The following is a 13,041-nucleotide window of genomic DNA, read 5'->3' as shown; positions in this document are numbered from 1 at the left end:
TGCGACAAGGACGACGATGCGACCCAGGCTCGGCGTTCAAAATCCAACAGGCCCGCGCGTTTTCGCCGGCTTCGCGGCGATGACGGCCTCCGCTGCACCACCGCAAAACGGTCCGCGTCTTGCAACGATTTGATCGAGGTCAATGCAGATGCTCGAACTCGTCAGTGAACCCGACACGATCAACTTCGGCGATCTTCCCGAGGAGATCGACGCGCTGCTGCAGCAGGGCGTGGCGGCCTATCGCCGCGACCACGCCCGCGCCGACCGGCTGTTTCGCCAGGCGCTCGCTGCCGCCCCGCAGGAGCTGCCGACCTATTTCTGTCTCTATAAGATTCACACTTATCAAGGCCACCTCGACGAGGCCAAGGCCGTTGCCGAGCTCGGCCTCGCCGAGGCGGCGCGCCAGGCTGGCTGGTCTTCGGATTGGCGGCAATGGGTGCCGCAAGATCCGCTGCCCGACGGCGCCGGCCGCTTCGCGCTTTACACGTTGAAGGCACTGGCCTTCATCCATCTGCGCAAGAACGATCCCGACAGCGCGGCCGAGATGCTGGCAGCGCTGCGCCAGCTCGACCCGTCCGGCGCGGTCGGATGGCCGGTCGTGGCGGCGCTCGCCGACGGGCTCGGTGCGGAGTGAGGCCCCGGCCATGCAGCATCCCACGCGCGATCTCGACAGGACTTCCAACGACCATCCCCCGGTGCGAACCAGGACAATGAGAGGACCCAACGCATGATGAGCATGCACGCCGCTCCCCCTCCCTCCCCGTCGCAGAGCGCGCTGGCGACCGGCTCCCAGGATGCCGCCGAGAGCGTGATCGCCGCGCTACGGACGGTGTACGACCCGGAGATTCCGGTGAACGTCTACGACCTCGGTCTGGTCTATCGCATCGCGCATGAAGGCGGCGGCGCGGTCGAGATCGACATGACGCTCACGGCGCCCGGGTGCCCGGTCGCGAGCGAGATCGTCCGCATGGTCGAGGACGCGGTGCAGGCCGTCGAAGGTGTCGTCTCCGTCAAGGTCACGCTCGTGTTCGAGCCGCCGTGGGACAAGTCGCGGATGTCGGAAGAGACCGCCCTGGAGCTGGGCTTGTTGTAACGCGCGCGGGCCGCGCCGAACGAAGCAGGAGCATCACATGGCTACCGAGAGCACCATCAAGCTCACCGCTCATGATGGACACACCTTCCAGGCGTTTCGTGCCGATCCAGCCGACACGCCCAAAGGCGCCATCGTCGTGCTGCCGGACGGCAACGGCAGCAGCAAGGTCCGCAAGGTCGCCGACGCCTTCGCCGCGAGCGGCTATGTCGTGATCGCGCCGGAGCTGACACCGCCGGCGGCGGTCGAGACCACGGCAGACGGCGAGGCGCCGGCAGCGGCACAGGATCCGGTCGCCCCTCTGCTTGCAGAAATCCAGTCGACCGTCGACAGCGTCAAGGACTGCGGCAAGGTGGCCGTGGTCGGCTACGGTGCCGGCGGCGGCCTCGCCTACAACGCCGCGAACCGCGTGTCCGGGCTTGCCTGCGCCGTCAGCTACTACGCGACCGGCGTGGTCGACGCCGCCGGCGCCAAGCGCAAGGTCCCGACCTTGCTGCACTTCGGCGAAGCCGATGCGGTCGTGCCGTTTCCAGCCGTGAGCATGTTCCGCGCCGATCATCCCGAGGTCAGCGCCTTCTCCTATCCGAACGCCGCCCACGACTTCGACGCCGAGGGCGAGACCTATGATGAGACCGCAACGGCCCTCGCCCAGGAGAGAACGCTCGCCTGGATCTCGCAATACGTGGTCGGCCAGCCACCAATCACCTTGAAGAACGCCGGCGCCTATGCGCTCGCCAAGGTCGACAAGAAAAAGAAAAAGAAGACCGATGACGACATGGGACCTCCGGCTGATTGAAGACGCGATGGAGTGAGAGCACGCGATGCTGCCGACCACCATCCTGATCGACGAACGGCCGCGCTGCGTGGTGCGGCCCAACGACACCAAGGACCTCAACCGCTTCATCCGCAACGGCAAGACCTATCTGCTGGCGGAGATACCGGACGGCAAGATCACTCATCGCAACGCCAGCGACGCCGAGCTGATGCAATGGCAGAACGCGCTGGCCTTGCACCGGGCCTGGGGCGGCGACGATGAGAGCTTTTTCGGGGTACCGTTGTATTAGTTGAGCTCACGGAGAATGGGCAAAGGCGCCACCGGCGGTCGTGAGTTAGCACCGCAGTGCGCCTTGCCCACCACCCCGACGCCGGCGTCTGTTGATCGGGCCGCGGTGGGCACGCTTCGCTTTGCCTACCCTACGCCTCGTATCTCCGTCATTGCGAGCGAAGCGAAGCAATCCAGTTGCTAAACTGCACATCCTCTGTGTTGCCGCTTGATCGCTTCGCTGACGCTCGCGATGACGACTATGATTAACGCTCCGCTGTCATGCCCGCGCAGGCGGGCATCCAGTACGCCGCGGCCTCCCGGTGGACCCACAGGCGTCTCGGCGTACTGGATCGCCCGGTCAAGCCGGGCGATGACCGTGGCGGGGCGACACTGTCCACCATCGTCATTGCAAGCATAGCGGCGAAGCGAAGCAATGCAGAGTCCCGGGACGACTCTGGATTGCTTCGTCGCCTTCGGCTCCTCGCAATGACGCCTGGGACGGTGACCCGGCCTCACGGCCGCGCGGTACGTGCATCATGCGGATTGCCAGCCTGGTTGCGCATCCAATCCGCGAGCTTGGACATCGCGGCGTCGACATCCTGCCGCGCGGCAACATCCGCCACCGTCTCCTCGAGCGCGCCGCGCATGCAGAGCAGCCAGGCGTCGCGCTCGGCGTTGCCGATGGCAAATCCCATGTGGCGCTGGCGCAGCCGCGGATGGCCCTTCTCGGGCGAGTACAATTTCGGGCCGCCGAGCCATTCGGAGAGATAACGCTTCAGCACGACCTTGATTGGTCCGAGATTGGTGCCGTGCATGTCGCGGATCGTCTTGGCCTCGGGCAGCGTATCCATGCGGTGGTAGAACAACTCGACCAGGCGGTCGACCACGACGGCGCCGCCGATCCGCTCATAGGGCGTAATCACCGGCCCTGCCGCCGACGTGTCCGTCTCTGTCGTGCCTGCGTCCGCCATCGCTCCGTTCCGTCTCTATTCGTCCAAGCTAGGCTGCAGGATCACCTCGGCCGGCGCGCCCGGCCCCTGCTCGGCCACGAGCTCCAGCGCGTCGACCCGCGACAATCCGGCGCCGGAGTCCATCAGCACGATAGCGTCCTTGGGCATGCTGGCAAGGGCCTCGATCAGCTTGGCGACGGTCACGGCGCTTCCCTCATGCGGCGTCCTGGCCGGCAACGGCTGCGCCGGTCTCATCGAAATGCAGTGTCGCCGGCTCCTCGTCGAGCATGACGATCTCGGCGCTGCGCAACGCTCCGTTGGCATGGTAGCTGTAGCGGTGCGTCAGCTCGACCTCGCCATACACCACCTTCTCGAACCCGGTCAGCACGCCGGCGGCATTGAAATAGCCGCGGATGAACGTGTTGCGGTTCGAGAGCTGCTCCGGCGCGATCGGCGTCACCAGCCGCAGCGGCAGCTTGACGCCCGTATACGAGACGAAGAACTGACAGTCCTGTCCTGTATCCGTCATCGCGCCGCCGCTTCGCTCTTGGTTGAGGACGCAACCGATCAGGCCGCGGTCTTCAAGGCCTCGATCTGTTCGCGCGTGGTCTTGAATACGCCGCGGCCGCCGGCAAAGGTCTGGTAGGCCTTCAGGCCGATCGCCTCGCTGAGCTTGTTGAACCATTGCTGCGGCGTCAAGGTCGCCGGCCGCTCGCTGATCTCGGCGACGGTGCCATCCGGGGCGAAACGAACGTGAAGCGTGACATTGTCCATGATGTCCTCCTGTTACAGACCTGACGAGAAGCCGAGCAGCTCGATCTTGACGTTCTCGGTGCCGAGGATCGTCGCCTGGCACGCGAGGCGGGACTTGGAGCCGACGCCGACGATGGTATCCAGCTTCTCGTTCTCGAGCTTGCTGACCTTCGACACGCCCTTGCGTCCCTCCTGCAGGAAGATGTGGCAGGAGCCGCACTTGGCCTGGCCCTCGCACTTATGCGGGATCTCGACCTCGGCCGCGAGCAGCGCCGCGAGAATGGTGGTGCCCTCGCCCACCTCGATCGTCTTTCCAGAGGGCATGACCGTCAGAGTTGCCATTGATGTTCTCCTTTAGTGGGTTGAGTTCATTTCACGTCAGTAGATCGCAGCGCCCGCTCCGACATTGACCGAGGCGTCCTTCATCGTCGCGACGATGAAGGCGATCTGGTCGGTGGTCAGATGGACGTGGAACGGCAGGGCCACCACGCGATCGGCGACCTTCTCGGTCACCAGATAGTCGCCGCGCCTGTAGCCCATGTCGAAATAGTGGCGCTGCAGGTGCAGCGGATTGGAATAGGCGACAGCCTCGACCTGCTCGACGCGGAGATCCTCGACGATCGAGTCGCGGCTGGACTTCGAGAAGCGAGTCCCCAGATGCACCTGGTACAGGAACCAGTTCACCTCGGTGACATCTGGACCGACATAGGGATCCTTGATGCCCTCGAAGGACTGCACCTGGCTGTAATAGATCTGCTCGATCAGCCGGCGCCGTTCGAGGATCTCGTCGATCCGCTTGAGCTGCGCGAGCCCGAGCGCCGCGGTGACGTCGCTCATGACCGCCTGATGCGACGGCGTACCGCTGACCACGACCGAGCTCCGCTCGTCGAGCCGGTGCGAGCGGTGGCGCCGCACCGCCACGGCGATGTCGACATCGTCGGTCACGACCATGCCGCCCTCGCCGCAGGTCAGCGCAAACGGCTGCGAGAAGTCGAACACCGAGGCCGCGCCGAAGGTGCCGACCAGCGCGCCCTTGTACTTCGAGCCAATCGCCTCGGTCGAGTCCTCGAGCAGCGTCAGGCTGTGCGCCTTGGCGATCGCGTGCAGCTCCGACCACTTGGCCGGATGGCCATTGGTGTTGCCGGCCAGAATCGCTTTGGTCTTGGCCGTGATCCGCGCCTCGATCTTGCTCGGCGCCAACGTGCCGGAATAATAGTCGATGTCGGCGAACACCGGCTTGGCGCCGACGATGCTGATCGCATGCGCGACCTCGCGGAACGAATAGGACGACGCGATCACTTCGTCGCCGGGACCGATTCCCAGGCCCTTCAAGACCAGGACAAGGCCGAGTGTTCCGCTCGGCACAGCAATGGCGTATTTGCGCCCGAGATAGGCGGCGAACGCCGCCTCGAACTCCTCGACCAGCGGCCCGTGGGACAGCCGCGGCGAGCGCAACGCGGCATCCACGGCCGCGATCTCCGCCGTCGTGATATCCGGATCGGACAGCGGGATGAAGCTCGCCTCGACCGGCGTCAGCTCGGCCTCGTCCTGCTCCTGCCGGTCGGCGTCATGCACCAGATAGGGCTTGGTCATGATCAGCCCCGCTTCGCCAGGATGAGGCCGGTGGCCTTGGCCGGGTCGTCCGTGACTCCCGCGCAGTGCTCGCTGGCGTCGAGCAGATGCAGGTCGAACGCCGCGTAGCTGCGGAACGGCACTTCGGTGACATCCGAGGCATCGCACCGCGTCAGAACCAGCTTGGGAAAGCGGCGGCGCAGCTCGCCGAACGCGGTGCTCCCGGCGTCAGGTTGCTCGAGCACCTGGGCGATCTCATTCAGTTCCTGCTCGGCCAATGCCATCTCACCCGTCCTCCTCGTTACTGCCAGAAGATCCGCTCGGGGTCGGCGTTCAGCTCGTCGACCGCCGCGGTCAACCGCTGGTGCACACTGTGCAGCTCCCAGATCCCCTTCGCGTGATCTCTCCAGAACAGCTTCCACATCGTCTTCGCGGGATCATGACGCAGCAGCGCCACGTCGATCACTCCGCCGTCCTTGTCGATGTTGCGCGAGCAGCACGGACTGCGGACCTGATAACCTTCATCGACCGGCACGACCGTCGGCTCGACGTAGCGGTAGCGTTTGCGCGACTTCAGCGCGCGCTCGATCCGCTTGCGATCCAACTCGTTGGGATGCGCAGGCAGGACGAAGCTGGGCTTAAGCGCGGCTGCCACCATGATCGATCATCGCCCTCAGACCGGGACGATCTCCTCCTCGAGACACCCGACGACGAGCTGCTCGCCGAATTCGACGAGATAGATCGGCATGTTCGCTTCGGTATGGGTGCCGACCTGCACGATCTCGCCCATGTCGCCGATGCCGACCAGCTTGGCTTCCGCCGGCGCATTCGGGAACGAGCCGTCATTGACGAGGTCGATCAGCGCCTTGACGCGCTGGCCCCATTGGTATTTCGGCATCCGCGGTTCGATCATGATCTGTACGCTCCCGGCAGCGGCAGCTCGTCCTCGGCCTCCCCGCGGGGAACGGTGGATTCGAGCTCCTTGCGTTTCATGCCGACGCGGTTTCCGCTTTCGAGAAACTCGACGCCGTAGATGTAGAACTGCTGCAGGAAGGAGCCGATCGAGACGACGTAGCCGATCTCCCCCTTCTTCGCGAGGATCTCGCCGATCTCCTTGCCCGCATAGGTGCCGTCGTTGCGGATGGTCCGCTTCGCCTTCACCTTCTCGCCGAAGGTGAAGTAGGGCGGCGCCGACAGCTCGACGACCTCGCTGTCACGAACGATGTTGCTCATGCCGGTTTCTCCATCGCAGCTCCCGAACGGTTCTCGAGCCGGCCGCGCGCCATCTCCTGCACCAGCGGATCCTCATCCCGCGCGAGTTCGGCGAGTTCGCCGAGCGGGATGCGGCTCGCGACTTCGTGGCGCACGCGCCAGTCGGCATCCTTGCGCATCGCTGTCAGCAGATCCGGCGCCAGGCGCTCGGCGATCTCCAGGCGGACCCGCGCATCGGGATCGCTGATCATGCCGAGCAGCCAGTCGCTCGGAATGCGGCGCGCGACGACCCGGCGGACCTCGGCTTCGGGATCGCCCATCATGCGGCCGAGCACGGACGGCACGATCCGGCGCGCGACGACCAGACGGACGTAATAGTCGTCATCCATCATCATCGGCATCAGGTCTTCGGGATCGAGCACGGTGGCGATACGGATGCGGACCTCGCGATGCGGATCATGGCGCAGACGCAGCACCAATCGCTTCGGCAGCCGCCGCGCCGCATTCCAGCGCACCGTCTCCTCCGGGTCGTCGAGCAGCGGCGGCAGATAGAACGGGCTCGCATGCTTGGCCGCGATCGCCCGCACCTCGAAATGCGGGTGCTTGACGTAATCGTTGGCGAGCCCCGGATTCCAGTTGAAGAAACGGTCGATGCGCCGCGCATAGCGGTCGTGCACGCAGGCGTGGCGGAGCTTGCAGCCACCGGTCGCGCTCAGCTGCTCGTGGGCGCAGCCGGTGCAGCTGATCTCGTTACCCTGCCAGTCAATGGCTTCGTCGATGTCGTCACTCATCGTCGAGCTCCACCCGGTCGACGACCTCGAGCAGCACGCGCGCGCCGATCTTGTCGGTAGGATCGAGGTCGAGCAGCTTCTGCACCGCAAGCCGCCCCTCGACGAGATTGCCGAGCCGCATCTGCAAGTAAGCGTAGCCCTTCAAGGTGAACATGAAGAAGCGCGGCAGCATGTGGTCGAAGCTGCCGAACTCGGCATGCTCCGGCCGGACGTCGCGCCAATGCGGCGGCAGATGGTTTTCAATCGCGGCCTTGGCGAGGCAGCGCTTGGCGATGCGCAGCGCGTCGTTGAGCCGCCCCTTGTAGAAATAGAACCGATAGAAGCCGATCAGGACCGCGGCATGATCCGGCGCCAGCGCCTCGGCCTGCTTCAGATGCGCCTCGGCGATGTCGTCGAGGTGATAGCTTTGGCCCGCCTCCCAGAGATGTCGCTCGGCCTCCTCCGGCAGTCCGCCACCGAGCAGCGCGTCGGCAAGCAGCGCGTCCTCGATGGCAGTCTGGGAGCTGGGCCGGGCATCGGTCGGCATTGTTGGTTGTCCTAGTCCTGCAGCGCCTTCAGCGCGTGGCTGGAGCACGACACCTGCTTCGGGTCGTGGAACACGAGGCCGGTCTGGGTCGCGGTGTCAGCGAAATCGATCGTGACGCCGTCGAGCAGCAGGCGGCTTTCCGCCGGCAGGAACAGCTTGACGCCGTCGCGCTCGACCACGGCGTCGCCGGCGAGTGGCGTCGCGAGCACGCTGATGTCCGCGGCGAGACCCGAGCAGCCGCCGGGCGACACCGCGAGGCGGAAGCCAGCACCGGCGCCGCCGTCGGCCCTCAGCATCATGCGCATGAATTTCTGCGCAGCTGGCGTGAGCGTAAAGTTCATCGGGGTCTCCTCAGGCCGGCGGCTGATAGCGCGGGAACGAATTGTCGATGACGCAGGTGTTGTCGACCGGGCAGACCGCGGCGCATTGCGGCTCGTCGAAATGGCCGATGCACTCGGTGCACTTCTTGGGGTCGATCACGAAGGTGCCGTTCTTCTCGGAGATCGCCACGTTCGGGCATTCGGGCTCGCAGGCCGAGCAGCTCGTGCATTGCGAAGCAATGATCTTCAAAGTCATGAAACGCTCCTGTCGAAAGGGGCCGGCGGCGCCGGAGCGCCGCCGGGATCGGATCTCACGCCGCCGAGGTCAGAGCGCCCTGGCGGATCTCGGCGTCACCGCGCACGACGTGCTGGATCTCGCCGCTGTTGACCTTGTCGAGATAGCTCTTGAACCAAGCGATCGCCGACTTCTCGATGAACTCGTGGGCGAACTGGTCGACCGGCTCGATGCCGGCGGCCTGCAGGTCGCTCTTCGGGCAGCCGCCGATCTTGGCCACGAACACCGCATGGCAGTCGTTGATGGCGCGGATCACGGTCTCCAGGCTGTCCTCGTCGCCATAGCCGCCCTGGCAGTACAAATCGACGCGGCGGTGACCGACGAACTTCGCACCGGCCGTGGAGAGTTCGTAGACCTGGAACTCCTTGGCGTGGCCGAAATGCTCGTTGATCAGGCCCGAGCCCTTGGTCGCCACCGCGACCAGCAGCTTGATGTCGCTGGACTGGCCGGCGAGCGAAGCAAGCTCCTCCTGGCGGGCGACGACCTTGGCGACGCGCTCGCTTTCGACCGCCTCCTGATAGGCCTTGCGGCTGTCGATGTCGTAATTCACCTCCATCGCCATGATCTTGTCAGTGGTGAACTCCGCCGAGCGGTCCTCGCCGAGCAGGCCGACGGCGTCGGCGCGGCACTGGCGGCAGTGCCGCATCATGTTCATCTCGCCTTCGCACTCGTCCTGCAGAGCCTTCAGCTCCTGCGCGGTCGGGCCGCGCTGGCCGGTCAGGCCGAACACGGTGCCGTGCTCTGGCGAGGAGATCAGCGGCATGATGTTGTGCAGGAAGGCGCCACGCGACTTCACCGCCTTGTTGACCTCGACGAGGTGCTTGTCGTTGACGCCGGGGATCATCACCGAGTTGACCTTGCAGAGGATGCCGCGCTCGGTCAGCATCTCCAGGCCCTGCAGCTGGCGGTCGGTGAGCAGCTTGGCCGCTTCGACGCCGGTATAGCGCTTGTGCTTCCAGAACACCCAGGGATAGATCTTGGCGCCGATCTCGGGATCGACCATGTTGATGGTGATCGTGACGTGGTCGACGTTGAAGCCGGCGATGGTGTCGACATGGTCGGGCAGCGCGAGACCGTTGGTCGACAGGCAGAGCTTGATGTCGGGCGCGGTGCGCGCGATCAGCTCGAAGGTCTTGAAGGTCTTCTCGGGGTTGGCGAGCGGATCGCCCGGGCCGGCGATGCCGAGCACGGTCATCTGCGGAATGGTCGAGGCGACGGCCAGCACCTTCTTGGCGGCCTGCTCCGGCGAGAGCTTCTCGCTGACGACGCCCGGACGCGACTCGTTGGCGCAGTCATATTTGCGGTTGCAGTAGTTGCACTGGATGTTGCAGGCGGGCGCCACCGCGACGTGCATGCGCGCGTAGTGATGATGCGCCTCCTCGCTGTAGCAGGGATGGTTCTTCACCTTCTCCCAGATCTCCGGCGGGAGGTCGTTCTCGCCGGCGCCGGAGCCGCAGCTCGCCTTGCCGCTGCCGCCCGAGGTGCCGCAGCCCTTGTGTTCTGCGATGGTCTGCATCACCGAGCTCAGCTTGTCGCTGTCCGGTATCGTCGCCTGTTCGTGCTGCACTGACGCGTCCATGTCCGCTCCTTAACGTTGCTGGCGAGCCGCAAACCGCCTTGGTAAGGAGTTCAGCAACTCGCGTGCCACGCGCCGGACAAGATCATTCCTGCGAACTATCAACGCCTTAGCAAAATCATCGCGGCTGTCGCCTTGCCAACATGCGAAAGCCTCTCGTTTGATGCGTTGTTAGAAACGTTACAGACTCGGATCGCGGAGACGACGCACAGCAAAACAGCGCGGCCTTGGGCCGCGCTGTTCGTGATTGAAACGCATCGCGTTCAGCCGCCGATGATGATCTCGGTGGCGCGGGCCAGCGGAATCGCGATCGGCGTCAGCCGCTCGGCGATGAAAAATTTCAGCTCGTTCTTCGACAGCGTATCAGGCTCGACCAGGACGTAGTGCTCGGTGCCCGACCGCTTGATGACCTGGCGGCCGTAGGTGCGCAGCAGCTGGTCGTTGAAGCGGCAGCCGATGAACAGGAATCCGCGATCGGTGCGGCGATCCTTCACGGTGTCGGGAATCGGCGTCTGGATGTCGATGTCGGTCAGGACCTCGACATAGTCGGCGTCGGTGATCAGGAAATTCTTCGCCGGCGTGATGCCGCCATGCGGCTTGTACAGCAGCGTGGTCCAGCCGTTGGCCTTCTCGCGATCGCTCTCGCCGCCATCAGCGTCGTAGAAGCGATACCAGCGGTCTTCGCCGATATGGGCGCGGGTGATGCCCTGCACCTCGCCCCAGTCGCTGCGGCCGGCCAACGCAGTGCGCATCGCGCCGTCATACCAGCTGTCGACGATCATCGGCAGCGGCAGCGACGCGAGATGCTGCTGCAACGGCGTCGGCGCGACCGGCGCCGCGAAAGCTTCCGCCATCAGCGCTGTCACCGTCGAGCGGTGCCGCGTGCTCTCGATATGCTGTGCCGAGGCCCAGGCATTTCCCTTCGCGCGGCGCGGCAGCGCCACCTTGGTGCCGAAGAACGCGGCCAGCGCCTCCGGATTCATCGGCACGGCGGCGCCGGACTGCTCCGACACCGCGGGACCGAGGAACGGAACGATTTTGCCAGCCTTGAGCTTGGCGACGACGTCCTTCAGCAGCGCCTCGGCGTCGGCCTGCTTGATGATGTCGATATGAGGAAGCGGCGCATTCATCACTCGTCCCCTTCTCCACCGCGCTTGCGCGCATTGATCGTGATCGGCAGCCGCGTGTCGGCGGCCATCTGCGGCAGCTCGAGCACCCAGCCATTGGCGATGCGGATCCAGCCGCCCCACAGGGTCTCGTGCTCGGTCTCGACGATCGGCTCCTCCAGGTCCTTCTTGGGGACGTAGATGGAGAGGCCGGTTTCCGGCGAGCGGCGGATCATGACTTTCATTGCGTAAGCTCCGTGGGACGAAGGGCGTCCGCCGCGTTTGACGGATGATGTTGCAGCCAGGACGGCGAGGTCTCGCGGAGACGGCTGACGATGTCGGGCAGCACGGCCAGCACGCGCGTGATGTCGTCGTCGGTGGTGTCGCGCGACAACGAGAAGCGCACCGCGCCGCGCAGCAGCTCCGGCGGCACGTTCATTGCCCTGAGCACGTGCGACGGCTCCATCGAGCCGGAGGCGCAGGCGGAGCCGAGCGAGGCGGCGATGCCGGCCTGGTTCAGCCGCATCACGATCGGCTCGCCTTCGAGATGCAGGAACGCGATATTGGCGGTGTTCGGGAGGCGCTGCGCAACATCGCCGAGCACGGCGCAATGGCCGACGCCCTGGATGATGCCCTGCTCCAGCCGGTCGCGCAGCGCGCGCACCCGGCCCTGCTCGTCGGCGAGATGCTTCGCGGCGAGTTCGGCCGCCTTGCCGAGGCCGATGATGGCGGGAACATTCTCGGTGCCGCCACGCCGGCGGCGCTCCTGCGGGCCACCGCGCACCAGCGGCGCGAACGGCGTGCCTTTCCTGACATAGAGCGCACCGATGCCCTTGGGCCCGTGCAGCTTGTGTCCAGACAATGACAGCATGTCGACGCCGGCAGATTTCAGGTCAATGGCAATCTTGCCGACCGCCTGCACGGCGTCGGTATGGAACAGCGCACCAGCATCATGTGCGAGCTTCGCCAGTTCCGGAATTGGATTCAGAGTACCGGTCTCGTTGTTCGCCCACATCACGGAGGCGATCGCGGTGCGCGGCCCAAGCGCGCGCTTGTAGGCGTCGACATCGAGCCGCCCGGCGGCATCGACACCGATCAGGTGCACCGTCACTCCACGCTTGTCCCTGAGATACTCGACCAGCGACAGGATTGCGGGATGATCGACCGCGGTGGTGACGATCTCGTCACGCCCCTCCTGCGTCTCCAGCGCCGACAGGATCGCGGTGTTGTCGGATTCCGTCCCACCCGAGGTGTAGACGATCTCGTGGTCGAAGGCGGCGCCCAGCAGCGCCTGCAGGCTCTTGCGCGCCTGGCGGACGGCGCCCGCGACCTCGCTGCCGAAGGCATGCGAGGACGAGGCATTGCCGAACTGGTCCGTGAAGAACGGCAACATCGCCGCGACGACATCGGGGTCGACGCGCGTCGTGGCGTTGTTGTCGAGGTACACCGGACGCACGGCCGCTCCTTAATGCCGCGCCTTCGCAGCGCCGGCCACCGGAATGAGACGGACGAATTCGCCGAGCTTCTCGATCATGCGGGCCTGGATGCCTTCCAGGGTCGCGCTGGCGAGCTTGCAGAAGATGCAGGCGCCGGCGAGCTTGACCATGATCTTGTTGCCGTCGATCTCGACGAGTTCGCAATCGCCGCCGTCGCGCTTGAGGTTCGGACGAACCTCCTCGATCACGGCCCGGATGATCCGCTCGCGTTCGCTCATCTGAGCCGGCGCCTCGACGACGCCCTGGGTTTCGACCAGCATGATGTCACTTCTCTCGTGTTGATGGATCAAGCGAAGGATTTAAACGAAC

General features: G+C 65.3%; 23 protein-coding genes. 4 read left to right on the top strand and 19 right to left on the bottom strand.

Annotation, left to right across the window (positions count from 1 at the left end; all coding sequences use genetic code 11):
* Positions 1 to 142: 142 nt before the first annotated feature.
* The 4 genes from ACQR1Y_RS07385 to ACQR1Y_RS07370 all read left to right on the top strand — a co-directional run bounded on the left by ACQR1Y_RS07385 (position 143) and on the right by ACQR1Y_RS07370 (position 2,154).
* Positions 143 to 634, top strand: a complete 492-nt coding sequence (locus ACQR1Y_RS07385) for a tetratricopeptide repeat protein (RefSeq protein ID WP_434876466.1) — start codon at positions 143 to 145, stop codon at positions 632 to 634.
* Positions 635 to 730: 96 nt separating this feature from the next.
* The gene (locus tag ACQR1Y_RS07380; RefSeq protein ID WP_434876671.1) at positions 731 to 1,093 is read left to right on the top strand and encodes an iron-sulfur cluster assembly protein; all 363 of its coding nucleotides are present in this window, start codon (positions 731 to 733) and stop codon (positions 1,091 to 1,093) included.
* A gap of 37 nt (positions 1,094 to 1,130) precedes the next feature.
* Positions 1,131 to 1,886 carry a dienelactone hydrolase family protein gene (locus tag ACQR1Y_RS07375; protein WP_434876467.1) on the top strand — a complete coding sequence of 252 codons (756 nt, stop codon included), beginning with the start codon at positions 1,131 to 1,133 and terminating at the stop codon, positions 1,884 to 1,886.
* A gap of 25 nt (positions 1,887 to 1,911) precedes the next feature.
* Complete coding sequence (locus ACQR1Y_RS07370) at positions 1,912 to 2,154, top strand: hypothetical protein (protein WP_434876468.1); 243 nt, start codon at positions 1,912 to 1,914, stop codon at positions 2,152 to 2,154.
* A 493-nt stretch (positions 2,155 to 2,647) separates the two neighbouring features.
* Here the strand turns inward: ACQR1Y_RS07370 and ACQR1Y_RS07365 are convergent, their stop codons facing one another.
* From ACQR1Y_RS07365 to ACQR1Y_RS07275, 19 genes are all read right to left on the bottom strand, one after another.
* Entirely contained in the window at positions 2,648 to 3,106 is a 459-nt protein-coding gene (locus ACQR1Y_RS07365; RefSeq protein WP_434876469.1) for a group II truncated hemoglobin, read from the bottom strand.
* 15 nt (positions 3,107 to 3,121) lie between these two features.
* Positions 3,122 to 3,289: a hypothetical protein gene (locus ACQR1Y_RS07360; protein ID WP_006609688.1), complete on the bottom strand. Its 168-nt coding sequence runs from the start codon at positions 3,287 to 3,289 to the stop codon at positions 3,122 to 3,124.
* 10 nt (positions 3,290 to 3,299) lie between these two features.
* Entirely contained in the window at positions 3,300 to 3,614 is a 315-nt protein-coding gene (locus tag ACQR1Y_RS07355) for a DUF6156 family protein (RefSeq protein WP_434876470.1), read from the bottom strand.
* Between the two features lie 38 nt (positions 3,615 to 3,652).
* Positions 3,653 to 3,859 (bottom strand): hypothetical protein, encoded by a 207-nt coding sequence (locus tag ACQR1Y_RS07350; RefSeq protein WP_434876471.1) that lies wholly within the window; start codon positions 3,857 to 3,859, stop codon positions 3,653 to 3,655.
* A 12-nt stretch (positions 3,860 to 3,871) separates the two neighbouring features.
* Entirely contained in the window at positions 3,872 to 4,180 is a 309-nt protein-coding gene (locus tag ACQR1Y_RS07345; protein ID WP_172185768.1) for a 2Fe-2S iron-sulfur cluster-binding protein, read from the bottom strand.
* Between the two features lie 36 nt (positions 4,181 to 4,216).
* Positions 4,217 to 5,431: a DegT/DnrJ/EryC1/StrS family aminotransferase gene (locus ACQR1Y_RS07340; protein WP_434876472.1), complete on the bottom strand. Its 1,215-nt coding sequence runs from the start codon at positions 5,429 to 5,431 to the stop codon at positions 4,217 to 4,219.
* Positions 5,432 to 5,433: 2 nt separating this feature from the next.
* Entirely contained in the window at positions 5,434 to 5,694 is a 261-nt protein-coding gene (locus ACQR1Y_RS07335; protein WP_434876473.1) for a hypothetical protein, read from the bottom strand.
* A gap of 17 nt (positions 5,695 to 5,711) precedes the next feature.
* Complete coding sequence (locus ACQR1Y_RS07330) at positions 5,712 to 6,068, bottom strand: DUF3024 domain-containing protein (protein ID WP_434859274.1); 357 nt, start codon at positions 6,066 to 6,068, stop codon at positions 5,712 to 5,714.
* A gap of 15 nt (positions 6,069 to 6,083) precedes the next feature.
* Positions 6,084 to 6,323, bottom strand: a complete 240-nt coding sequence (locus ACQR1Y_RS07325; protein ID WP_012029017.1) for a nitrogen fixation protein NifZ — start codon at positions 6,321 to 6,323, stop codon at positions 6,084 to 6,086.
* Entirely contained in the window at positions 6,320 to 6,643 is a 324-nt protein-coding gene (locus ACQR1Y_RS07320) for a nitrogen fixation protein NifZ (protein ID WP_434876474.1), read from the bottom strand. Before ACQR1Y_RS07320 ends, ACQR1Y_RS07325 begins: the two co-directional genes overlap by 4 nt.
* On the bottom strand, positions 6,640 to 7,413 hold the full coding sequence (locus ACQR1Y_RS07315) for a 4Fe4S-binding leucine-rich repeat protein (RefSeq protein WP_434859272.1): 774 nt from the start codon (positions 7,411 to 7,413) through the stop codon (positions 6,640 to 6,642). The genes ACQR1Y_RS07320 and ACQR1Y_RS07315 overlap by 4 nt, the downstream gene beginning before the upstream one ends.
* Positions 7,406 to 7,939: a hypothetical protein gene (locus ACQR1Y_RS07310; RefSeq protein ID WP_434859271.1), complete on the bottom strand. Its 534-nt coding sequence runs from the start codon at positions 7,937 to 7,939 to the stop codon at positions 7,406 to 7,408. The genes ACQR1Y_RS07315 and ACQR1Y_RS07310 overlap by 8 nt, the downstream gene beginning before the upstream one ends.
* Before the next feature lie 11 nt (positions 7,940 to 7,950).
* The gene (locus ACQR1Y_RS07305) at positions 7,951 to 8,280 is read right to left on the bottom strand and encodes a HesB/IscA family protein (RefSeq protein WP_315721320.1); all 330 of its coding nucleotides are present in this window, start codon (positions 8,278 to 8,280) and stop codon (positions 7,951 to 7,953) included.
* A 10-nt stretch (positions 8,281 to 8,290) separates the two neighbouring features.
* Positions 8,291 to 8,515 (bottom strand): YfhL family 4Fe-4S dicluster ferredoxin, encoded by a 225-nt coding sequence (locus tag ACQR1Y_RS07300; RefSeq protein WP_006609676.1) that lies wholly within the window; start codon positions 8,513 to 8,515, stop codon positions 8,291 to 8,293.
* 55 nt (positions 8,516 to 8,570) lie between these two features.
* Positions 8,571 to 10,133 carry a nitrogenase cofactor biosynthesis protein NifB gene (gene nifB, locus ACQR1Y_RS07295; RefSeq protein WP_434859270.1) on the bottom strand — a complete coding sequence of 521 codons (1,563 nt, stop codon included), beginning with the start codon at positions 10,131 to 10,133 and terminating at the stop codon, positions 8,571 to 8,573.
* A gap of 260 nt (positions 10,134 to 10,393) precedes the next feature.
* The gene (locus ACQR1Y_RS07290; RefSeq protein WP_434859269.1) at positions 10,394 to 11,260 is read right to left on the bottom strand and encodes an SIR2 family NAD-dependent protein deacylase; all 867 of its coding nucleotides are present in this window, start codon (positions 11,258 to 11,260) and stop codon (positions 10,394 to 10,396) included.
* Positions 11,260 to 11,481 (bottom strand): putative nitrogen fixation protein NifT, encoded by a 222-nt coding sequence (gene nifT / locus ACQR1Y_RS07285; protein ID WP_012029022.1) that lies wholly within the window; start codon positions 11,479 to 11,481, stop codon positions 11,260 to 11,262. The genes ACQR1Y_RS07290 and nifT overlap by 1 nt, the downstream gene beginning before the upstream one ends.
* Positions 11,478 to 12,692: a cysteine desulfurase NifS gene (nifS, locus tag ACQR1Y_RS07280; protein WP_434876475.1), complete on the bottom strand. Its 1,215-nt coding sequence runs from the start codon at positions 12,690 to 12,692 to the stop codon at positions 11,478 to 11,480. The genes nifT and nifS overlap by 4 nt, the downstream gene beginning before the upstream one ends.
* Positions 12,693 to 12,701: 9 nt before the next feature.
* Entirely contained in the window at positions 12,702 to 12,992 is a 291-nt protein-coding gene (locus ACQR1Y_RS07275) for a NifU family protein (RefSeq protein ID WP_434859267.1), read from the bottom strand.
* Between the last annotated feature and the right edge of the window lie 49 nt (positions 12,993 to 13,041).

Source organism: Bradyrhizobium sp. HKCCYLRH3099 (genome assembly GCF_051167855.1).
GTDB lineage: Bacteria > Pseudomonadota > Alphaproteobacteria > Rhizobiales > Xanthobacteraceae > Bradyrhizobium.
The sequence above is the reverse complement of the archived record's forward strand: the minus strand, read 5'-3'. Positions and strand labels throughout refer to the sequence as shown.